Below are 23,593 nucleotides of genomic sequence, written 5' to 3'. Positions count from 1 at the left end.
TTTACTTCCTAATAGTTAAACAAATAAACGATATACTTGCTCACCATCATACTCCTGTCCTAATGATATGAAACCATATCGTTCATATAATTTCTTTGCAGAGATATTATCTTTATGTACGGTTAATCTAATTTCTTTACACGCCTTAAACGTATTTTTTATTATATTAATACTTTCTTGTAATGCTGCTTTTCCATAACCATTACCTTGTTGCGATTGATCAATAATAAATCCGTTAATCCAATACATATCCGATGTCTCTATTACAACAGCATGCATAACAAAACCAACCATAAGGTCACCATCGTATATAGCGAATGGTATGTACTCTACATTGTCACCATCTGGTTTTATATATACTTTAGCAAGTGAAACTGATACAGCGGGGACAAATTTTCTTTGATCTTTTTTAACTTGTAACTTTAATGCATCTTCCCAATTGTCTCTCGTAACAACCTTTAACTGGACATTCAATATTGTAAGCTCCTTTATCTAGAGGATGTATTTTTATATTCAACGCATTGAAATAATTCCCTTTTTCGACAGCAACTTATAACATGATTTTTATAAAATCTTGAATGAATTTTTGTTCATCTATTTCTAGTGCTATATGGGCTCCTTCAGATAAAGAGCTAGGGCGAAAATCAGCAAATGTTTGTCCTTTCGTATCTCCGTATGTATCTACATTTACTGTACGATGCACAAATTCAAAAAAACTTGGATTTACTAATCCACTTATTGCAACCACATCATGTAGCAAAGGCCCTTCCATAGATGGATTAAGTTTTTGGTATGCGGATAGATAGTAATCATACATTGGTTTCATTATCATATGAAATGGATTCTTTGTATTAGCTTGAATATAGTTAAATACATTTGGTGTTAACACAGCTTTGTTTGTTACATTTAAAGGGAATATTAATAAATTCTTTGCTTGATGGAAAACAATTTTACTTGCTATCGGATCTCCATACACGTTTGCCTCTGCTAATGGCGTAACGTTTCCTACTTCTAAAAAAACACCACCCATGAAATAGATTCCTTTTACATTTAGCATTAAATCATTCCATAAATTAAAAGCAATTGCTAACGAGGTAGATCTTCCTACATCAACAATCGTTAAATCTTTTCCGTACTTTATAAGAATCGCAGCAATACTGCCGAAATTATATATTGGAATAGATAATATATTTCCTGGAACATGGATGGGCCCTAATCCTTCTGCTCCGTGAATTTCAGGATAGTACGTAGTGATTTCTTCTGTCAGTGGTTTTGTTGCACCACTAATGACAGGAATGTCTTGTCTATTTGCTAACTGTAAAATATACGCTGCATTATGTGCAGCATGTATATGCTCAACATTTCCGTATCCGGTTACAATACCGACAATTTCAATTTCGGGATGCAGTAAACCATACATAATGGCAAATGAGTCATCAATACCTGGGTCTCCGAAAAATAATACTTTTTCCAAGAAATACTCTCCCTTCATAAAAACATAGAGTCATCAATAACTATGTATATGAAAAAAGCAAGTATATCTATGCGAATTTTAGAATGGATAATGTTTTACAAAACATTAAAAAGGAACTAGCGAATGCTAATTCCTTTCTTCAGTAACCATTCTCAAATTTAATTAATTATCGTATCCTTCATAAATTGCATCATTTATTAGATTTTGTGTTTTTTTATCATCAGGTACAGGCTTCCACCAATTTCCTGTAATAAATAACATAGTTAATAAATTATAACTATCACTAAAATAACTTTCTCTCTTATTCTTCATCCAATCCCAACCACTATTTACCCACTTTTGATTATTGCTACTCGTTATACTTGCAGCAATAAACGGTGAAACAAATACAGCAGTTGGATAACTACCAATATTGGATCCATTTAATTGATAACCATCCACAATTTTAGAAGGATTTCCATTCGTTTTATTTTGAATCCATGAAGAGACTTTATCAGAAATGACTTTACTTCGCTTCTCGCCGTACATCGCATAGTCCATTACAATTCTTAAAGGTACTCGACTAGCATTATAATAATATGCATTTGTATATTCTGACTCATCTAAGAAGTCTTTAGGTGCGGGTTGTGGTGGGTTTTTTACAACGAAATCTGAAATAAGTCCTGTATTTGGAGAGTACTTATTACTAAATTGCGTATAAACATCGTACAAATTATTAATAACAGTAAGCCAAGTTTTATCACCTGTAAATTCATAAAATGCTCTAAGGTGTGACATCATCCAATCAGATGGTCTCGTATCAAGTGAACTTTTAGAATCCCAATCTCCTAAATTTAGTCGGTTATTATTTGTAACATTACTAGCTTTAATACCTTTTGTAATCATGTCTTGTGCTTCTTTCAAATAATTAACTGTTCCATTAGATCCCCACTGCTTATGAGCAAGAAGAAGAGAATACGCAATATCTAAATCTCCATCAGTAGCAGAATCAAAATGACCTTGTGCTTTTTTACTATCTGCGACAACCCATCCCATTAAATTAGGATTTTGAGAGCTTTTAAAAGTTCTTGCTGTTTTAAATAATCCGTCATAGATTTTTTGAGCATTCGAATCATAACCAGCCATTAATACTGTAATTATCATCCCATACCCTTGACCTTCTGAAGTTCCAAGTGGCTTAAACCCATCCGCATCACCTGTAATCTCTCCTTTTACGTAATAACCACCAGGTAAAGAAGATAAATCATTTTTCAAATATTTCTTTTTCCAATTATCGTAGTAACTTCTTACAGAAGCATTTAAACTTTCCTGTGTAACATGATTCGGTTTTATAACACCTGCATAATTAACTTGCTGGGGAAATGGTTTCATTTCCTTTGCAGCAGCTACTTGTTGATTAACTACGGGAATAGAATTTTGTATTGAATTGTCCGTTACACTTGCTGCGAAACTAGAATTAGAAAAACTAGCTAGTCCGATTCCTACAATAGAAATACATGTGAAAAATTTTCTTTTTCCATTCATTATGTTGTCAGCTCCTTTTAAAATGCTTACTACATAAAATGTAACATACAATATTTAACTGAAATACAAAATATTATATTTATCAACATAAGAAAGAAACTATATGAAAAAGTATCATAAAATCATTATTGAATTACATTATACGGATTGATTATTTGCTAAATTCCTATGTTTTTCTTTTCTTAATACTGGTATATGAGCAATCACAATTCCAAGTATAGTAATTCCTCCGCCAATTATCGAAACTAAAGTTGGCACTTCTCCTAACCATATCCAAGCAATGAAACACGCAGTTATTGGCGTTAAATATAGAGAACTTGTTGCTTCAGAAGCACCAGCACGAGATATAATATAGGCCAATGCAATATACGGGAGTACTGTTGGAAAGACACCTAAATATATAACGCTCAAGTTAACTTCAAGAGGAGCTACTAGTATTTCTTGATAAACTCCGGGTAAGAAAATAAGCATACATACAGTACTAGACAAAATTGTATATATGGTAAATGGTAAGAAGCCGTATTTTTTTAAGGAAGATGTTTGGAAAACGAAAAATAGACTTTCTGAAATCGCCGCTAATAATATAAATAATCCCCCGCTATTCAATTGAATAGCATCGCCCTGGCTAAATGAAATTAAGGCAATTCCTGCAAAACTCATTACACCACCGATCCAGCCATTTAATTTCATTTTTTCATTCAAAAAAACAGAAGCAAGAATTGCCGTCACTATTGGAGTGACTGAAATTATTAAACTTGCAGATCCAGCATTTACTGTTTTTTCGCCGTAGTTTAATGCGATGTGATAAATAGTAAATCCTAGAGCACCAAATATGAAAATTGCTGGGATATCCTTTAAATCCGGTAGTCGTAGTTTGTATATAAATGAAAATAACAAAAGTATAAATGAGGCGATTAATAAGCGTAGTAAAGTAAGGTGTTCAGGCGTATAAGATTCAAGCCCCAGACGAATTGCTGGAAAAGCAGTTCCCCATATAAGAATTGTAAAAGCGTGAGCACATATAATGCGTAAATCCCATTTTTTATTATGCATATTTTCTCTCCTTCCCTAAAAAACCAACCATTTTTAAATTACCAATTATTTCTTTTCATCATATTTAATAGTTGATACAATGTCTTCAACCAGTTATTTATCGGAAAAACCAACCACTTTGAATCTTTTAAATAAACGAAGGAGTTTTTTATATGACGACCGATAAAAAAGTGCCCAAATATCAGCAGATAATAGACTATATGAAAGAAAAAATTGAAAACGGAGAATGGCCAATTGGAAGTAAAATCCCTAGTCAGCGGCAGTTAGCAAAATTATTTCATGTAAATCGAAGTACTGTAATTACTGCGCTAGATGAACTTATGGCAGATGGTTTAATTCAAGGACAAATCGGAGCAGGAACAATTGTAATGAATAATACATGGTCATTATTAGCAACTAATCCTCCGCCCGATTGGAGTGAATATGTAAAAGCCGGTATTCATAAACCAAGTAAGTTAATGGTGCGAGAAATAAATGAAGCAGAAGCAAATAAAACGCTTATCCATCTTAGTAAAGGTGAACTTGCACCTCATCTTTTCCCGCTCGAAACTATGCAATCTATAATAAAAAACGTCAGTGAGGAATTAGATTATTTCGGATACGAAGAACAAAAAGGTTTTTATCCGTTACGTGAAGCAATAAGCAAATATGTAAGATCATTTGGAATACATGCATCACCGGATTCTATATTAATAGTCTCTGGTGCACTCCAAGCATTACAATTAATATCGATTGGTCTTTTACATAGAAAATCAACTGTTTTACTTGAACAACCTTCTTACTTATATTCACTTCATGTTTTTCAATCAGCAAATATAAATTTATCCGGTATATCAATGGACCATCACGGTATTTTACCTAACGACTTATTAAAACGAATTAAATATAGTCAAAAGAATAATATTTTATATTCAATCCCTTGTTTTCAAAATCCAACGGGGATATTGATGTCCAAAGAGCGAAGAAAAGAAATATTAAAAATATGTGAAAAAGAGCAGTTGCCTATCATCGAGGATGATATTTACCGAGAGTTATGGATTGATGAATCACCTCCAGCTCCTTTAAAGTCGATGGATAAACATGGACATGTATTATATATTGGTAGTCTCTCTAAAACACTTAGCCCAGGACTTAGAATTGGATGGATAATCGGACCAGAACCTGTTATTGATAGATTGTCAGATATAAAAATGCAAACAGACTATGGATCCAGCTCTTTATCTCAAAGAGTAGCTGCTGAATGGATAAATGAAGGTTTTTATGAAGAACATGTAGCAAACGTAAGAATGCACCTGAAAGAGCGAAGACAAATAATGATACGAGCTTTAAATAAATATTGTGCAGATATTGCATCGTGGGATATTCCTAGTGGTGGATTTTTTATATGGCTAAAGGTTGTACATAACATTCCGATGAAAAAACTATTTTCAGAGGCTCTATCAAAAGGAATTCTTTTAAACCCAGGACGTATTTATGAAGAAGAATCAGATCAGTACATTCGTTTATCATATGGATATGCTTCACCAGAACAAATGACTTACGGGATTAAATTGCTCAGTGAATTAATTCGAAAGTTAACGGCATAAAAAAATCCTCTTTTGTTTTTGGAGGATTTTTTTACGTATCTTATTTACCACAATTTCATTTCCTGCCCTAATAAAATAAGTTTTTCATAAGGATCTCCGTCAATATTTAATACTTGAGCAAAAGCAGGTTCTGTTTTTAAACCTTGTTCCTTTAAGCGAATAACTTCTTCCCTTATATGGGGATGTTGCATTAATAACATGTGTTCCACTATCATATGTCTATATGCATTTTGATTACGCACTGGCTTCGGTTGAGCAAATAATTCAAATTCAAAACCTTCGAATTTAAAATTCACCTTTATCGATTCAGTACCTTTAATTTTTTTCTTTTTTATGTTGAACCCTCCATAAGAGCCATATAAAGATCTCATTTCCTGCTCAAAAACATCAAAGTTATATACTTCCATTACAATATCTAAGTCAGATTGAGGAGTATCAATTCTTATAGGGATTGTCCCGCAAAGAACGGGATTATATAAAGCTAAATTCTCCATTATGTTTAGGCTATTCAAAACATCATATATTTTTTGTTGCTTGTCATTGCCCGATTGTAAATATGTAATAGATGTAAACATAGAAGTCTCTCCTTCATTTAACATAATAAGCATCTCACTAAACATTTAAATCATTGGGTTTTGTTCTAGGAATACCTTTATTTCAATATATTAAGCCGAACTAACTATATTTTTCAACTTTTCTCCTATACTGCAATACTATAAAAATAAAAAAGGAGGAATTATTATGAGCATTTTTAACATTCTTTTAACCATACACATCCTATTTGGAACAATATGCTTAATCACTGGTATTGTAGCGATGGTTGCCCAAAAGAAGAAAGGAAAACATACCGAATGGGGCGAAATATATCATGCATCCTATGTTGTCATTACCCTTACGGCAATAATATTATCCATTATCAACTGGGATAAAATCGCATATTTATTTTATGTAGCAATCTTCTCTTATTCATTTGCGATTTATGGATACCTTGCACGAAAAAAACGTTGGAAAAATTGGCTCCATCACCACATTAGAGGTATGCTAGGTTCTTATATTGGTGCAGTCACCGCACTTTTAGTAAATATCGGCATCCATATTCCCATTTTAAATTTACTTCCACCAATATGGTTTTGGTTTTTACCCACTTTAATTGGTATCCCCCTCGTAGCCAGTGTATCAAAAAAATATAAAAAGCGTAGTTGAAATTAATTACATTTTGATTACTTTCTGATTATTAGAATGAAAAATTATACTCTATGTATTACAAATAATATTATGAATGCTCGTCCTATGAATATTTAAAATAAAATGCCGCCCAACAGGACGGCTCTTATTTTTACTTTACAAACGTAACATATTCACCAGAAACCCATTGATTTCCACCAACATTATACCAACCATCTTTATATCCAAACGATTGATATTTTTCACCTTGGTACACGTTTTTCACAATGCCGTAATTTGTTCCTGGACCGGTACGAACACGCAATACATCAGCGATTATAGTAACTACACCTACACCATCGTTTGATGATTGTGAAGTTGCTGGTACATTTCCTCCCGTATAACGGATGTATGATGGATCGTTATAAACCCACTGATCGCCACCTAGATTTAACCAACCATTTGTTTGTCCAAATACTTTGTAGGACTCTCCTTTCCCTAATTGACGAATAACGCCATATCCAGTACCAGGTCCTTTTCTTAAATTTATATTACTACCGTTAATATAAGCAACCCCTACACTATCATTCGACGTGGGAGGAGTCACTACGTTTTGAGCACCTTTTCCAAAAGTATCCGTTCCATACCCTTTGTAGTTATATTGCAAATGCGGGCTATCCACAAATCCTTTCCAGTCACCGCCCCATTCAAAACCAATTTGTTTAGCATAACGAATTGCTGAAGCCCACGGTTCTTTATTATAGCCATTCCAATCTTCTGTACCATTCGACTGAATTGGAACAAAATCTAATGCCTGTCCTACTAAGTGATATGAGCGCATCGTTTGTGATGCTCCTTTACGAACATATTCACGTTGTTGCTCGACTGTACGGATTGTTTCATAAATTAATACTTCAATTCCATTGTCGATACAGTACTGATACCACTTAAAAGCTGCAGCTTTCGTATTATCCGCTAATTTATTCAGATTATTTACGTTTCTAGTTTGGTATTTCAATATGCAACATCTCCTTTTCTATTATCATATGCAAAACTCGTCTCATGGGTTGTACATATACCTAGAACGATCCGAAGTACAAATACATAAGAAGCCAATTCATCTAAATAGATTTACATTTCTAGCTTCAAACTTTGTAAACTGAAATCGAAGCAATAAAAAAACCGCAAGCCAGGTCTTCCAGTTGCGGTTTTTGGTATTTTCTTTTTATATGCAACATGCCATCTTGCATTGATAATCCTAATATATAGGTTGTGTAAATTTCCCTTTTATGAATAACACTTCTTATTCATGACTTTTCAAATCCAATATTGAATGTAAACGATCCGGATAATTAGTAAACATCCCGTCGACTCCCCATGAAAGTAACTTTTTCATATCTTTTTCATATCTTTTGCATTATTTACTGTAAATGGATGAACTTCTAATCCGTTTTTCTTTATTTTATTTACATAATCTGAATCAATATATTTGTAATTCATACCAAGACCTATACAGTACGTTTTATACTTTTCTATCTCTAATTCTTTTAATTGAACTGCTTTTTTATAAGGTAATAATTGTACTAAAGATATATTACTATTTAAGCTATGAATCTTTTGTAGACTTTCTTCACTAAACGATTGAATAATAACTTTATCCTGTATTTCGTAGTGATTAATAATTTCTAATAATTTTTCTTCCATTCCTGGATATTCATTAGGTGATTTTGTTTCAATATAATAGTTCGCATTTTGCCCAAACGTTTTAACAATTTCTGTTAATGTAGGGACTTTAGCATTTTCAAATTCTTTCTTTGCTAAGTTCGGATATTTATCATTTAAAAAAGAACCAGCATTTAGTTGCTTTATTTCTTCTAATGTATGCTCTTTCACTAGCCCAGTACCATTTGTTGTACGGTTTAAGGTTTCGTCATGCATTGCCACTAAATGCCCATCTTTTGTCATTTGGAGATCAATTTCTATATAATCTCCATTCATTTTTTGTCCTAATTTATATGCTGCTATTGTATGTTCAGGCGCATGTGCAGAAGCACCTCTATGTGCGATATTTTTTATATGATTTGATTGATTAATAGCTTTAGTATACTTATGTTCATTTATTTTCTGAAAAACAAAGATACTTATTATTATAAAGGCACAAATTATTGTAACGAGATATATCTTTTTCATAACGATTTATAAGCTCCTATATAAAGACGATTTAACTTGAATGATTTACTCAATTAAATGTCGATTTTCCAATACAGTCATTTTGCCGATAGCTTGAAATCCAGATTTTTTATAAATATTGATTCCATCGGGTGAAGCTTGTAATACACAATACGTATTTTTAAATTTATGTGCTTCTTGCAGCAGGAAATTGAACATAGCAGATCCGAACCCTCGTCCTCTCATTCCTTCTTTCGTTGCTATGTCATAAATACCAATACTATCTTTTGAACATATCAATGAACCAACAGTTACGACTTCACCTTCATATAACCCTAAAAATAATTTCAGATTCTCACTGTTACATATATCAAGATTAGAAATTTGATTATAGAATGCTTGTACATGTATACCTTCTTCTGATGTGCCGAATAGATCAGCTAACGTTTCTCCAAATTTATTTATTTGTCCAGGTGAAGATGCTTGTTGAATAGTAAAACTTACTGGCATGTTTATTGTTGGGGAAATTGTTTTTAAGTCTGCTACCATCGCAATATTCTGTTCCACTTCTTTTAAACCGATTTTAATTAACTCACTTTTTATATCCCGCTCTTGCTCCTCATCCCATAACCAAACACTCATTGGAAAATTTCTTTGATAATAGTATTCTACCTCTTTATATAATTTCTCGATCCCTTCCGTTAAATTATTGTTTAGTAGAGTGATGATATTAAATGTATCGGCAGGTAATCCACAATCAACAGCAATATAATCTTTCGTTTTTTTTATACTCATTCCGGGCACAAATTGTGCAACATATGAAGTTTTAAATGCAAAGTTATCTAGTAGTAGTTGTTTATAATTCATCAATAGTTCTCCTTTTCATAAAAAGTAACACTCGAATTTTTCTATATTAAATATAACATATTAGAAATTTACCATTTTCTATAAAAAGTACCTCTTTAAATTGTGCTCTATAGTTTAAAATAATTAAAAATGATATAACGTTGTCGGAATGAAAAAAGTGGTATATAATAAATATTAACATTACTAGTAATTATTTTAGGTATTCCTAGAATAAAGGAGCGATACATATGAAAATTACTATTTATTTCGGAAGTCATGAAGATCAAGATGTTCGTACTATGGACTGTCATTTAGATGTAGAAGATACAGAAGAGATTGTTTCTGTATCATAATATAAATAGTTAGGGTAAACCCTATCCCTTACAGCGTTTAAGGCACCTTTTATAAGGTGTCTTTTTTGTTATATTTTCATCAAAAACCCTTTACTTTATAGCGTTTTAATAGTAAAATATAAATATACGAACAAACGTTCTTTTTATTTTAAACGTACATGAAGGGATGATTTTAACAATGGCTCCATTAAAGCGCAGAGGAAGAAAAAAGCAAGCACCTATTATTTCAAATACAGGCTTTATCGGCTCTGTCTTTATTGATACATTGGAGTTACAAAAGAAATCCTATTATTTCGCTCGTAAAAAACTTCAAATTGTTCATCACGTACTAGATGGTCTCTCTGGAGCAACAAGTGCTTTATTTAAAGAACATAACATTTCAGCATACATGTCATGTGTGTATTTACATAAACAAAAGAAAATTGGTTTTGTTCTTTCAACGAAACCATTTGAACAAAGTGATGGCGTTGCTTATTTTGTAAATTATTTAATCGAAAAGAATTTTTATGGCGGCCATGATGAAGATGTAGAATATCAAGAAGTATTTAATACAGGTTTTATCGGTGTAGTATTCGCTGATTTATCTAGTATAGATCGCTTTAATTTCGAATTTGAAATGGGTATGCTAACGAAATTAATGAAAGATATGATTATTCCGGTTAAAGAACTCTTTTTACGCCATAATGTACCGGCTTACATCTCCACTTCTCACTTAGAAGAACAAAACAAATTAGGTTTCGTTCTCTCTGTAAAGCCATATGACGAACGCGCTGAAGCAGATTTATATTTTGAAGCATATTTAAAAGAACGCGGATTATTTATTGGTGATGAAGAAGATGATATTGATAAGATTGTCATTAGAAAAACCGCTGAATTACGATAGAAAAGCGCAGGATGCTGATCCTGCGCTTTTTATAATTTATGAAATTGATTTACCAAATAAACGGTATTAATTTTTTTGTTTTCTGTTTATAGACTGTAAATTGTTCTCCATACTTTTTCTGTAAGTAACCATCAGATTTTGGAATATATTCAAAAACGAATACAAAAAACAAGCCTAGAGGTAGAAATAAACTATAAATATTGCTAGCGATAAATGCTAAACCTAACACCCAAAGGCAATCCCCCAGATAATTAATATGAATCGCATATTTAAATAAACCACCTGTATATAGCTTACCTTGATTTACAGGATTGTCTTTAAAGGATTTTCTAAGTAGCTCTGAAACTGTGTTTAACATACTTCCTCCTAAAAACAATATCCAACCTATTGTAAGTAATATTAAATTAGGATCCTGATTACTAGTAATCATTAAGATTGGAAAACCTAAATAATAAATTCCAAAAGCAATACTGTTCATAATGGCTTCTTGCCATGAAATCCCTCTAGGCAACCATATAAACATCATAGCCGTTAATCGTAAAGCGGTGATAATCAAAGCTATAAACAGCCCTATTGAAATGCCTGGTTTGAAATAAGTAATGAAAAGTAAGTAATACGCAATGATTAGATAGATAATCTCAGTAACTAAAATTAATATTTTTTCTTTTATTGTTGGCCGGTTTATACCATACATTGTGATACGCTCCTTCCTTTATTCATTTTATAGGAAAATAAACTTCTATGATATTATTCTCCTCCTGTGTGCTATAAGGATTCGTTTTATAAACTTCAAACGGAGCTCCATTCAGTTTATAGTTATTTTCTTCAATCCAAACATGTAGCTTTGTATGAATAAAAGGTAATTCTTCGTAAGAACCAATAAGCGTAGCCATTGCGCAAAGACCGGGATTAAACACTTTTGTTTTATTTGTGGCTTCTGCAAGGGGAATCGCAATTTCAACATCATAATTTTCAGGTACATATTCTGAACTATGGAATATAGCAAGTGGTTTTGCACTAGGTAATAAATTTTCAAATAAAATTTTACTAAACAACTCATTAAAGTGTATTAGGAAATCAGCGGTATTAATTTGTTTTCGCTGAGATAATATATTATAGGTTAAGTGATTTACAAGATTAATCTCAATACGATTTAAGTAACCTATGATACTTTCCTCTTCATTTAATTGTTGAATATCAAGCTTTAAGTCTTTTAATAAAGAAGAATAATATGTTATCTGCTGTGTTAGATTTTCTTGTTTGCCTTTCATTTTAGAGTTAAGCAATTCAGTATTCTCCCGATCTTCTAAAATATCCTTAATTTCTTCCAGCGAAAATAAATAAGTTTTTAATCGTGTAATCAATAAAGCTATTTCTAATTGGAAAATCTCATAGTAGCGATAGCCATTCTTAGCGTCTATGAAAGCTGGTTTTAAAAGCCCAATTTCATCATAATAGCGCAGCGTCTTCATTGTAAGATGAGATATTTTTGAAAACTCTCCAATTGAAAGCATAATACTCACCTCCTGTATTTAATTATTTTAAATATACTGCTTCCTGTAAGGGGAAGGTCAATCAACAAAGTTAAATTTTATTATTGTATTTCGGAACGATATTCATCCCCTCAACCTACAATTTTAAAGTATTCTCCAAAACGAATATGTAATCTTTTCAAAATTGTTCATGGGAAATTAGCCGATTTTTTCATTTTATAGTATTTGCATTTCTTATCTTGAAAAATGTAGCAGTATCCATTATATAAATAATCTAAGATCTACTAAGCGCTATAATCTTTCAAATGAACTTCTAATATGAAACAATTCGATGAAACTTTAATTACTATTAAATATAAGATTCCCCCTACAATTGTAATCATGTAGGCTGGAATATAATTTAATAATAGACCGGATAGCGCCATTGCTATAGGAAGCATCATTTTACTTATACTTAATCCAATGCTGAGAACTCTCCCTCTATATTCATCAGGAATCTCTTTTTGCATGAAATAAGCTATAGGTATATCAATAAGCACTATAATTAGTCCTAAAAAGAACATAACAACACAATAGGTAATAGCGTATACAAAATCATTTACCTCAAAACTTTTGAATAAAACTGGAATTCCTGAAATAATCATAAAAACCGCCAACATAAAGCTTAACTTTTTCAAAAGATAAGCGTAAGAAAAACGATCGGTTATCTTTTTTACTAAAATCGCACCAATTATCATGCCTACTGGAAAAGTCCCTTGAATCATACCAAATTGTTTAGAACCAAGATCGAGAACTGTATTAATAATGTATGGCAATGGAACAGTTACAGCAAACCCTAAGAAGAAATTAAGTGAAATTAAAATACTGAACGTATTTTTTAAGCTTTTCCGCTCCATTAAGTAAGAGTATCCCTCCTTTATATCTTCAATAAAATTAATTTTTCTAATTGAACATTCCTCATTTATGTTTTGCTCAAACAATTTAAAGTTAATAAATAATATGGAAATAGCCGAAAGGATAAATGAAATACCGTTTATAATTATAAAAATTTTAATATCAAAGACTGCAAAAACAATACCACCTAACATAGGACCTAGAATTAAAGATATAGAATCGATAATTTTACTTATAGAGTTAATACTCATTAGCCTCTCTTTGGAGACGATATTTGGTTTTGCAGCTTCTAATCCTATTCCAAAAAATGTTGTAAATACCGTTATAAGAAAGGTAGTAGCATAAATGGTGAATAAGTCTAATCCATAATTACTGCTAAATATATAAACAGTAATTAATAAGCTTCCACTTAGTAAATCCATACAAATGACCAATTTCTTTTTATCAACTTTATCTGCAATTACACCAGCAAATGGATTCATAACAATCATCGGAATAGTTCCTAAAATAAGCGTAATGGCAAAATTTAATGCTGATCCGGTTATATGTAAAACATATAATCCTAATGCAAAACTATAAATAGAGCTACCAAATATTGATACTGTTTTCCCGAATGAATAGAGACACATATTTCTTAGTTCTTGGTTTCTTTTTTTATTTTCTATATGTAATCGTAAACTTCCCATCACTTTTCCCCCTACCTAACTTTGTGTTACGTACATTGTAAGTTCTTGGGTCAACCCAATAGCAATATGTACTATTTGAAAAGTTTTAAGGGGAAATAAATAAAAGATGGGGTTAACCCCATCTTTTTCCGAAAAATGAATATGTATAAATTTCTTCTCCTTGAACAAAGAAATCCTCGTACCTTCCCCCTCGTATCAAATAATTTGAAGTACTTTCATCAATAGATTGAAACTGTAAATTTTCGATTTCTTTTGTTACTTTTGCAGATGTAAAATTCTCTCTGAGTCTAGGTGCAATTTGGCTATTTATGCTGAATTTATTAAATAAAATAAATGAACTTAATAAATAACAATTGTGTTTAAAAAGGGAATTTAATTCACACAATAAGAACTCCTCATATTCAAAACTATAATTACTTGTACCTGATTGATCGATTACAATATCAACAGAATTATTCTGAATAGGTATGTTTAGAAAGTCGGCACAGATAAATACAATATTTCTTTTCACATTTCTTCTCTCAATTACATCTTTTAAAAGTAAAAGTTTATTCAAATCTCGATCAACAGCAATATATAAACACTCTTCCGGTAGTTCTTCATAAATATTTCGTAAAAAGAACCCAATACCAGACCCTAAATCAAGTAGTATTTTTTCATTTAAATCTAATTGCATTAGTTTCTTTTTCGCCCATTCTCCTCCTCTTTGAACATTTTCCAAAAAAGCAGTATCTGTTTCATGGATATAATCTGAAATAGAATCTTCAAGTGATTTCCTCTTATACACCTCAAATAATTTTCCAGCTGTTAAAACTCCGGAAGTAATCGCGTATTCTTCACCACAATTACAAATTAATTTCCCCTCAACAATTTGATTTTTATTAATAATGCCATCTTCAAGAATTAAATTTCCGTTACACTTAACACATTTAAATAAATGAAGTACTTTTAAATCTACCCCTAAAATTGAACTCGAAATTTCAGTTTCTATAGATAAATTATTTAACGTTTTCTTTAATTTATCTTTTCGTTCCTTTAAGGTTTTTATCTCTTGTTCAATCTTTTCATATTTTACTTTAAATAAAGATTGATAAAAAATATCCTTTTCATAGTCTAAGGATTTCCCTAAATTTTTATAAAGAAACAGTTCTTTAATTTCATTCAAGCTAAACCCTAGCCATTTGTACTCTAATATAAGTTCTATATCCTTTTGACAATACTCGTCAAAAAAATAGTGACTTCCTTTTTTCTCAGGAATAACGAGTCCGAGATCCATATAATGTCTAATCGTATCTACACTTACATTATTTACTTCTGCAAACTTACTGATTTTCATCCTAATCACTACCATTTATATATTTGTTTATACATACTTCTTTATTATTTTAAAAAATCCTTTCATCTCCCTATATAAAATTGTTTATATTATGAAAAAGATGTAATTAATTTTAGAGTTCCGCCACATATCCATCAAGCTAAGCTTATTTAAGTTTAGCTACTCTTTTTAATCTTGAATTTTAAAAAAGAGTAGCAGGTAGTACGGTTATGTCTATATATCTAAAAAACTTAAAATTAAACTATGAGTTCATGGATAAATTAAAAACTGTGGCGTAAGTACGACAGTTTTTTTCCTTTTTCATTGGGTTGGAATATGTAAAGTTACGTACTTTAACTGTAGAGGACTAGTACTACCCGTTCATATTAATTTCATAGACGTTTAGGATATTGTTTTATGGGAAGTGTTCTTGCTGTGAAATCAGGATTGTAAATATAGATGAACGTGATTCAAATCAAAAAAAGGTACTCCTAGAAGTACCTTTTTTACTATTCTATATGTGCGAACGCTTTCAAAATTATTGGATATAAATTGATGTACGCATTGTATTAAATGGTGCATTTATAGATGTCTTTTGGTACTCAAAAGTTCCTTGTTGGTGTCCAGAAGCATCCCATTTATAATACCAGCCAACGATTGGTCTTCCGCCAATTATAGTGGAATCAATACTTTTTACATTAGAACCATTCATTTTAGCAAATGGGTTTTGGCCATAGCCCATTTCTTTCGTTGTAATATATAAGTATTTTCCCCCGTGGTTACGCGATGTGCTGAAGCTGTTCTGATTAATTGTTTCTACCCCGCCTAGCTCAGACTCTACTTGTACGACGTTTAGTGAAGTAAGTGGTGCTGCTGGTCCAGCTGAAGCTTCTGTTGCCATTCCTAACCCGACGAACGCTGTGATTGCTAACGATGAAATCCCTAGTGCTGCTTTTTTAAACATAAAAAACATCCCCTTCCATCTATTGTTTTCTCTTTCATTTTCAATATAATCCTAATAACCTTATATGTAAATAGATTGTAGCTGTATAAATATTAGTGCGAATATTCTATTATATATTTCTACAATTCTATTACTTAATATGAATGATTTACAGTGCAAAACGAAATAGACATTACAAATTGATTCTATTATTTTCATTATTAACTAGCATATACCGAATTTAAACCATATGAACCATTGTCGCTATTTTTTTTTGGTTCATAAACAGATGCCTATATTTCTTGTTACTGTATAATAATGTTACATCAAACTGATGTCAGTACACATAGAAACAATAAAAGAGAGCATATTTTAAAAGATTTATTAAAACAAGCTCTATTTTTATTAATTTGAATGAATCTTTCAGTAAAAAAGTACATTGATTTGTATCCTTTATGTAACAGAAATAATCGTTTTAAAAATCTTGTTTTTATGCTTTTTCCTATTATTCTTAAAGATAATTTATTGAATATTTTTATTGTATTCTAATTGATTTTGAATTCCTGATCTATCAATTTGAATCCAATACTCTGAAATTTTCCCGTTTTCTATTCTATACACTGCACTTGCTATTTGAATTATAGGGAGACCTGTAGGTTCATACCCATCTATTTCTCCTATGTGTGTACCTACTTGTTTCCAGCGTACATATACTTTACTATCTTGTACTAATAATTCTTGAATTTCTAAAGAGAAATTCCCATATACTTCAACCATCTCTCTTACATGCTCAGCGTAATCTTTTGGCGATCTATATACTGTTTGTTCCTCTTCAGATATAACTTGATGTGCCAATACTTTATCTGCCATATATCGATTTGAAAAATCCGGATTACTCCCTGAACGCACTTATTTAAAGAAATTTCTGATAATTATTTCTGGTTTCATTAAACATCCCCCTTAAAAATAAATCCAATACTAATAACCCCTGAATGTATCGGATAAGTGTTATATTTTCATTCTCACTCTTTCTCAATAAGTATGTCAAGTTTGAAGTATTGACATTAAAAATTGTAAATTTGCATAGGGTTAGCTGAGCAATGGTTTAAAAATACAATATTACTAAGTTCGATGGAGATATGTCGAGATCCCATTTTGTTTTAATTAAATAAAAAACCCGTGAATAATTCACGGGTTTTACTTTAATAACTAATTGCTATTGTACCTTCACCTGCATGAACCGCAAATGAAATTGGTAATGGATATAATTTGAAATCCATTTCAGGGAATGCTTGTCTAATATCTGCAATCCATTCCTCGGCTCCATCTTTATCATTAGCATGGAACATGTGAAGTACTTTTGGTAATTCTTTTTCAAGTTCATTTTTAATATATTCTCGACATTTTTGGATTTTACGAACTTTCTTTTCAAGTAAAAGCTCTCCACCTTTTACTTCTAATATTAAGTTAACACTTAATAAACTTCCAAGTAAAAATTGAATGCCCTTTACACGACCACTTGCATAAAGGCCTTTTAAACTTTTCGGGAATACGTGGAAAGGTCTTCTTTTTTCATCTACTAATGTTTTGTGTATATCTTGTAAAGTCATACCATCATTGTATAACGATTTCGCTTTTCTAATTAGTTCATCCATTGGATAACTTGTTGTTTCACTGTCTAATACCGTTAATGGAAAACCTGCCATTTCTGCAGCTAGCTTCATATTTTGATAGGTTCCACTTACTTTTCCGCTAATAGCAACTGCAAATCCTTCTTCATATTCTTCTTTGCATTTCGTAAATAACTCTACCATTTCCCCAATATTAGGTTGTGAAGTAGTGACTGTTTTACCTTCGTTTAACGCATTATAAACACGTTCACGTACACCTTCTTCACAATCTTTGTACGACATTCCATCAATAATAACTTCGATTGGGATAACAAAGTTATCTCCTTCTGTTTTTAAATTCGCAGTTGTACTATCAGTAATCCAAGCAACACGCTTCATGTTGTTCCTCCCTTAATTCAATTCCTCTTTTCTAATTTTTCTATATATTTATGTTATAAAAAGAGAATATCCCTGTAATAGTAACAGGACTTTATTGTTTTGGCTATAGTAGATGTATATTAAATGTGACTATTTCTTGTCTATTTCACAAATAAAAAAGAAAATCAAGGAATTTGCTCGATTTTCTTCTTATCATATACTATTTAAAAGTTTCATTATCTAAAATTACAACATAATCATTCGTTAATCTTCCAGCTTCTTTTGTATAACTAACAAGCCTTTGTATATTATCACAGCAAATTTTTGCTCCCCATACGAGTAACGGTACGCCAATAAAATCGATATGGAACCTTCTAGAAAACAGACCACCAAAAGTCATTGGTAAAGGTACAGTTGGTGATGTATTAGAAAAAATAATTTTTTCATGACTTTGATAATGTTTTTGCAAGATTTCTCCTAAATGCTTCATCGCAGGTACAACAACTTTTGATGCGCCACATCCAATCGTATATACAGGATGACCATGTTCATCAATTCCATGAAAAATAATTTTTCCCATATCTTCTGTTTTCAATTTATTAAAGTAATCTACATTCAAAATTTCTTCTTTCGTTAACTTACGATCCGTTGGTAATTTATTTAAATGATACGCTGCAGCAAGTGAAGTTGTATGAGTACCGCCGAAGTCTGTGTAAATGTATATCATATTATCATCCCTTGTTGTAAAAGTTCAATGTTAATTAGTATTACCGTTCTTAGCAATGTTAAACAAGGGATGAATGTATTTACGCTTTTTGTGTTAATTCATTATATTTTTTCCAAATATAATAACGTCTACTAATCACGGTGCCTAATGTAATACATAAAAAGGCGTTTGTTACAACCATTAATGTCTGATACGTACTACCAGAAAACATACTTTGTTTAATTATAATTTTTGCTCCTAAAATAACAAGAAGGATTATTGTACTTACCCAATTTCCTTTTCGTAGTACATGACCTGTTTCACTATCTACTCGAAATGTTAAAGCTCTTCCTCGTATAATTCCAAGACCTAAGCCGATTCCAAGCATTACAACAAACAGTAGTCCTTGCAGCAAAGTTATTTGTCCCATATGAATAATGGACTGGATTGTTACAAAGCACAACAAAGCCGGAATGAGCCAAATACGGTTTATTTTCACTTTTCGTTCTTTACTTTGCATCAAAACAATAATAAGAACAACAAGTAAAATATCCATTTAGAATCCTCCTATAAACTTGTTTATCTTTAAAAATTATATTCTCCTCTTTTCATTCCATACTTGAAATACGATAGCTACTTTCAAGTGTAAGATGGAAAATGTGATTTCTCATCAGCCTTAAGCATTATTTATAAAAATAAAAAGACGTACTTTTTACTCGTACGCCTTTAATAACTCGTTTAAACTCCTATTTATCAACTAATTCCACACCTTTAGAATTAGTTTTACCCAACACTCGAATGTTAAATTTATTAATGGCTTTTAAAAAGATATTATAAATAGAATATCCAATAATAGAACCTATAACATTACAGATCACATCATCAATATCAGTAATACGTCCCACTCCACTAAATAAAGACTGAATTAATTGTAGCAATTCAATACTAACTGATATAGTAAATCCCAATAAAATAGTATTTTTGAACTTTTTATATTTATCCCATAAAATTGGTGCTAAAAATCCTAAAGGCATTAATAATAAAATATTCCCGCCTACATTTCTTACAATTAGACCAATCATAAATAGGGCATCCCCATCATAAGCACTACCAATTTGATTGATGTCTTTAATAATTGATGTAAATGGAATTATATTGACCGAGCGATTCAGATTTTCAATATTAGAAGGAAAACCGATTGGTAAAGGGAATAAAGTTACTGCAACAACCATACAAATGTAGACCACGAATAAAAAACTTATTATTTCTTTCCACCAAATCATATGTTTTTTATTTTTTGTACCAATTAATATTCCACGTACAATTAAATAACAAATAACCCCTAAAATAATAAACAAACTACCGTTGATCATATACAAATTGTTAACCCATCCTTTCATATGAATTAATAATTTAAATTTACAATTATATAGTAATGTTTTTTAATTTAAAAATCCATATAAACATATGTAATTGTGCAGAATTACAAAAACCCCTTATTTAATAAATAAAGGGTTCCTCGTTAACTAAAATATTTTTCAGAACAGAAACAATCATAAACCCGTTTAAATTATTTTCGTATCTCTTCTTTTATATCCATATAATTAAAAAGCTCTTTCTATTTCTGTCATTAATTTTTCAGGTCCTGCCCCTTTATTCGATGGAATAACTAAAATGATTCCTAATTCTGGATATATGGCCGAGCGAAAACTGACGCCTGGATCATATCCCATTACATGATATTTGAATACCTTGTTTTCTCGTGTTTCAATCCATATTCCATATCCGTAAGACTGTTTATCATTTACATGAATGTGGGGAGTTAAAAGTAACTTTGTATATTCCTTTCCTAAAATTTCATTATTAAATAGTGCCGCCCAAAATTTCAACATGTCTGGTGCAGTAACATATGCACCTCCATCAGCCCCTCCTTTTATTGGTATAGCGTAAGCGTTTGTTCTCCAATTTTGGTTGGTTTCGTCCTTTATATATCCTAGAGCTGTATGTCTTGGTAATTTATCTAACGAAAAATAGCCAGAATCATTCATGCCAATCGAATTAAAAATGTTTGTTTCTATATACTCCGTAAATTTAAGTCCCGTCTGTTCTTCTATTATTAATCCAAGTATGATAAAACCTGCGTTGTTGTAGTGAAACTTACTCCCAGGTGCAAACATCATATTACTGTTTTGGAATAATGGTAAAAAGTCTTTTAAGCTCTTTAATAGATACATAGGTGTTTGTTTCCAAAGATCCTCGAAGTTATCCATAATACTTTCATCAAAATAATCTGGTATACCAGAGCTATGCGTTAGTAGTTGATGTATTGTAATATCTTCATCGAAGTTTGGAAGTTTTATCTCTAGACAATCCTTTAATTTTGTATGAAAAGAAATAACACCTTTTTCAACAAGTTGACAGATTCCAATTGCAGTGAAAATTTTACATCCTGAGGCAATGCCAAATCTTGTTTGTATCGTATTGTTTATACATTCACTTTGGTTTGCGTAACCCATTGCTTTTTCATAGATTATGTCTTTTTCTTTTTTTACTAAAACTACCCCAGAGAAATCTATTTTCTTTTGTATTTCTTTTACAATTTTATTAATTTCATCTTTTGTTTTTATCACAACAACCACCCTTATCTTTCGGTATTGTTCTTTCCCCTTATTAAATACGATAAATTATTAATGAGAACACAAAGTTCATTTCGAATGTATTCCGCTATTTGCGGGCAGTAGGACCCCCATCTTAAAATTCAGCGAAAGCAAAGAAGTTAAGTGGGGACCCTGCTGCCCGTAAAAGCCCGATTGGTGAGGGCTGATAATCAGTGGGGGATGCCCCCTGATTAAAGTTTCACTTTATTGATTCAGTAGAATACAACTTAGATTGTGATGGGAATAAAGTAAACACACACAAGACGATAGTAATAAATAACATGATCAATGAACCTACAATAACTACAAGTTGTATAGAAATGAACTGAGTCGCAACACCAGATAATATTGTAATAAAGATTGTTACTAACGCAATAACAAGTCCATATATACTTCCGATCCGTCCCATTATATGAACGGGAACGTTATTTTGGTAAAACGTATAAAATCCTGTATTTGCATATGCCATAGAGAAAGATAAAATAAAGAATCCAATAGCAGCTATTAAAAATATATTTGAAAAAGCATAAATTAAATAACCAATTGCGATGAATAATGATCCTATTCCAATTAGAAATGAATGTGCTAATTTCTTTGACAAAATTGTATTTGTTATGGCACCTAAAATAAATCCTGCACCAGCTATACTAACTAGAAAACCATATTCACTATCTGTTAGTAGTAATACCTCTTTCGCAAACGATAGTTCAAGTGAATCAGTAGCAGTTGCTAATACGAACATACTTTGAAATAAGAAATACACACATACGACATACACATGTTTTCTACTAAAATTTATAACAGTGTTCCAATCTTTTTTTAATACTGTAAGAGATAATGTATTACTTGTTGTATCCGAAGCTTCTTTCTTATCAAGATTAGGTAAAAGTAATGTAATGAATCCTGATAAGAGAAATGCTATAGCATTCATATATATAGCAAACTCTGGTGTACCTGCAATTAATAATCCCCCCGCTACTGCTGGTCCAATTAATGATGCACCAGATCCTATTAAAGTACGTAATGAGTTGAAACGTTGTCTTTGCTCTACTGGAATTAATTTCGTCATATACGTCATAGCAGTTGGCTCATAAATTGCACTGGCCATACTTATAAAGAATACGAATACATAAACAATCCAAAGTGACGGAAGTAAAGGTAAAATAGCGATAAATAACGCACGATATATATCGAGGTGAATCATTAATTTCCGTTTATTTAAACGATCAATCATACTCCCAGACCAAGCGTTTGTAAATAAAGTGGCTAATGGTTTTATTACATATAAAGTAGCAACAGCTAAGGCTGAGCCACCCATATTATAGACAAGTACATTCAGTGCTATTAAGTAAATCCATGCCCCTAAATTCGCAATACCAACTCCGGACAATAGTAATAAAGGATATTTCCAATCTTTAAGTAAATTTTTCATTTTTGGCCCCCGCTTTCAAAATTGTTTTACAACAATAAAAAAATCCCACCCCCAAGACTTTTAATCTTAGGGACGAGATTTATCATCGCGGTGCCACCCTAGTTTGTTAATATGTCACCATACTAACCTTATCAGGTACTGCATTCTAATTCATGCTTATACCATAGCTCTATAACGGGAGCTCCCGTCACACCATCCCCTAATAATAGGTTCCGATGTGCTGCTCAGAGGCTTGGTTCAATAAAGAATTTTTACTCCTTTTCAGCTACATGGAGCTCTCTGTGAAAAATTCATTTTATTTACTCTTCTCTTCACTGCATTTATTTTTTCCATATTATCACATATACATTTAACTGTAAATAAACAATAATCAGATATTTAACAACGTGTCACTGTTAGTTCTTTTATTTATTATTTTTTCTAAAAA

General features: G+C 31.4%; 22 protein-coding genes, 1 pseudogene and 1 other annotated feature. Of the genes and pseudogenes, 3 read left to right on the top strand and 20 right to left on the bottom strand.

What is annotated here, in order from left to right; genetic code table 11:
- Positions 1–15: 15 nt before the first annotated feature.
- From QCI81_RS00420 to QCI81_RS00405, 4 genes are all read right to left on the bottom strand, one after another.
- The gene (locus QCI81_RS00420) at positions 16–474 is read right to left on the bottom strand and encodes a GNAT family N-acetyltransferase (RefSeq protein ID WP_071732169.1); all 459 of its coding nucleotides are present in this window, start codon (positions 472–474) and stop codon (positions 16–18) included.
- A 76-nt stretch (positions 475–550) separates the two neighbouring features.
- Positions 551–1,474, bottom strand: a complete 924-nt coding sequence (locus tag QCI81_RS00415; RefSeq protein ID WP_071732170.1) for a nucleoside hydrolase — start codon at positions 1,472–1,474, stop codon at positions 551–553.
- A 162-nt stretch (positions 1,475–1,636) separates the two neighbouring features.
- A complete protein-coding gene (locus QCI81_RS00410; protein ID WP_071732171.1) occupies positions 1,637–2,998 on the bottom strand; it encodes a family 8 glycosyl hydrolase in 1,362 nt (453 codons plus the stop codon).
- Positions 2,999–3,136: 138 nt separating this feature from the next.
- Entirely contained in the window at positions 3,137–4,051 is a 915-nt protein-coding gene (locus tag QCI81_RS00405; RefSeq protein WP_069355696.1) for a DMT family transporter, read from the bottom strand.
- A 152-nt stretch (positions 4,052–4,203) separates the two neighbouring features.
- Here QCI81_RS00405 and norG point away from each other — a divergent pair, with 152 nt between their 5' ends.
- Positions 4,204–5,637 carry an efflux pump transcription regulator NorG gene (norG, locus tag QCI81_RS00400; RefSeq protein ID WP_071732172.1) on the top strand — a complete coding sequence of 478 codons (1,434 nt, stop codon included), beginning with the start codon at positions 4,204–4,206 and terminating at the stop codon, positions 5,635–5,637.
- 44 nt (positions 5,638–5,681) lie between these two features.
- On the opposite strand, the gene QCI81_RS00395 is transcribed toward norG, so the two are convergent.
- The gene (locus tag QCI81_RS00395) at positions 5,682–6,212 is read right to left on the bottom strand and encodes a DUF4269 domain-containing protein (RefSeq protein WP_071732173.1); all 531 of its coding nucleotides are present in this window, start codon (positions 6,210–6,212) and stop codon (positions 5,682–5,684) included.
- Positions 6,213–6,378: 166 nt separating this feature from the next.
- Between QCI81_RS00395 and QCI81_RS00390 the strand changes: the two genes are divergently transcribed.
- Positions 6,379–6,840 carry a DUF2306 domain-containing protein gene (locus QCI81_RS00390; RefSeq protein WP_053564312.1) on the top strand — a complete coding sequence of 154 codons (462 nt, stop codon included), beginning with the start codon at positions 6,379–6,381 and terminating at the stop codon, positions 6,838–6,840.
- 133 nt (positions 6,841–6,973) lie between these two features.
- Here the strand turns inward: QCI81_RS00390 and QCI81_RS00385 are convergent, their stop codons facing one another.
- The 3 genes and pseudogenes from QCI81_RS00385 to QCI81_RS00375 all read right to left on the bottom strand — a co-directional run bounded on the left by QCI81_RS00385 (position 6,974) and on the right by QCI81_RS00375 (position 9,837).
- A complete protein-coding gene (locus tag QCI81_RS00385; RefSeq protein ID WP_071732175.1) occupies positions 6,974–7,819 on the bottom strand; it encodes a M15 family metallopeptidase in 846 nt (281 codons plus the stop codon).
- Between the two features lie 285 nt (positions 7,820–8,104).
- A pseudogene (locus QCI81_RS00380) lies at positions 8,105–8,991 on the bottom strand (glycerophosphodiester phosphodiesterase).
- A gap of 45 nt (positions 8,992–9,036) precedes the next feature.
- The gene (locus QCI81_RS00375; RefSeq protein ID WP_001107086.1) at positions 9,037–9,837 is read right to left on the bottom strand and encodes a GNAT family N-acetyltransferase; all 801 of its coding nucleotides are present in this window, start codon (positions 9,835–9,837) and stop codon (positions 9,037–9,039) included.
- Between the two features lie 510 nt (positions 9,838–10,347).
- Here QCI81_RS00375 and QCI81_RS00370 point away from each other — a divergent pair.
- On the top strand, positions 10,348–11,052 hold the full coding sequence (locus QCI81_RS00370; protein WP_000035355.1) for a hypothetical protein: 705 nt from the start codon (positions 10,348–10,350) through the stop codon (positions 11,050–11,052).
- Positions 11,053–11,101: 49 nt separating this feature from the next.
- On the opposite strand, the gene QCI81_RS00365 is transcribed toward QCI81_RS00370, so the two are convergent.
- The 12 genes from QCI81_RS00365 to QCI81_RS00310 form a co-directional block, all read right to left on the bottom strand.
- On the bottom strand, positions 11,102–11,746 hold the full coding sequence (locus tag QCI81_RS00365; RefSeq protein ID WP_071732178.1) for a methyltransferase family protein: 645 nt from the start codon (positions 11,744–11,746) through the stop codon (positions 11,102–11,104).
- Positions 11,747–11,768: 22 nt separating this feature from the next.
- Positions 11,769–12,566: a MerR family transcriptional regulator gene (locus tag QCI81_RS00360; RefSeq protein ID WP_071732179.1), complete on the bottom strand. Its 798-nt coding sequence runs from the start codon at positions 12,564–12,566 to the stop codon at positions 11,769–11,771.
- 263 nt (positions 12,567–12,829) lie between these two features.
- A complete protein-coding gene (locus QCI81_RS00355) occupies positions 12,830–14,125 on the bottom strand; it encodes an MFS transporter (RefSeq protein ID WP_071732180.1) in 1,296 nt (431 codons plus the stop codon).
- Positions 14,126–14,237: 112 nt separating this feature from the next.
- A complete protein-coding gene (locus tag QCI81_RS00350) occupies positions 14,238–15,461 on the bottom strand; it encodes a methyltransferase domain-containing protein (protein WP_353810588.1) in 1,224 nt (407 codons plus the stop codon).
- A 517-nt stretch (positions 15,462–15,978) separates the two neighbouring features.
- Entirely contained in the window at positions 15,979–16,404 is a 426-nt protein-coding gene (locus QCI81_RS00345) for a DUF4879 domain-containing protein (protein WP_000472916.1), read from the bottom strand.
- A 501-nt stretch (positions 16,405–16,905) separates the two neighbouring features.
- Positions 16,906–17,292, bottom strand: coding sequence for an ester cyclase (locus QCI81_RS00340; protein ID WP_353810587.1), 387 nt, complete (start codon positions 17,290–17,292; stop codon positions 16,906–16,908).
- Positions 17,293–17,585: 293 nt separating this feature from the next.
- Complete coding sequence (locus QCI81_RS00335; protein ID WP_000831926.1) at positions 17,586–18,392, bottom strand: DegV family protein; 807 nt, start codon at positions 18,390–18,392, stop codon at positions 17,586–17,588.
- A 199-nt stretch (positions 18,393–18,591) separates the two neighbouring features.
- Positions 18,592–19,098, bottom strand: a complete 507-nt coding sequence (locus QCI81_RS00330; protein WP_000639421.1) for a DUF3189 family protein — start codon at positions 19,096–19,098, stop codon at positions 18,592–18,594.
- Between the two features lie 79 nt (positions 19,099–19,177).
- Positions 19,178–19,633, bottom strand: a complete 456-nt coding sequence (locus QCI81_RS00325) for a CcdC protein domain-containing protein (RefSeq protein WP_071732182.1) — start codon at positions 19,631–19,633, stop codon at positions 19,178–19,180.
- A gap of 190 nt (positions 19,634–19,823) precedes the next feature.
- A complete protein-coding gene (locus QCI81_RS00320) occupies positions 19,824–20,456 on the bottom strand; it encodes a VanZ family protein (protein ID WP_071732183.1) in 633 nt (210 codons plus the stop codon).
- 225 nt (positions 20,457–20,681) lie between these two features.
- The gene (locus QCI81_RS00315; RefSeq protein WP_071732184.1) at positions 20,682–21,707 is read right to left on the bottom strand and encodes a serine hydrolase domain-containing protein; all 1,026 of its coding nucleotides are present in this window, start codon (positions 21,705–21,707) and stop codon (positions 20,682–20,684) included.
- A gap of 226 nt (positions 21,708–21,933) precedes the next feature.
- Positions 21,934–23,166, bottom strand: a complete 1,233-nt coding sequence (locus QCI81_RS00310; RefSeq protein ID WP_097822175.1) for an MFS transporter — start codon at positions 23,164–23,166, stop codon at positions 21,934–21,936.
- A 65-nt stretch (positions 23,167–23,231) separates the two neighbouring features.
- Positions 23,232–23,490: a binding site (T-box leader), on the bottom strand.
- Positions 23,491–23,593: the final 103 nt, after the last annotated feature.

Source organism: Bacillus cereus group sp. MG20 (genome assembly GCF_040459885.1).
Taxonomy (GTDB): Bacteria; Bacillota; Bacilli; order Bacillales; family Bacillaceae_G; genus Bacillus_A; species Bacillus_A cereus.
Note: the sequence above shows the minus strand (reverse complement) of the source record. Positions and strands in the feature narration are given on the sequence as shown.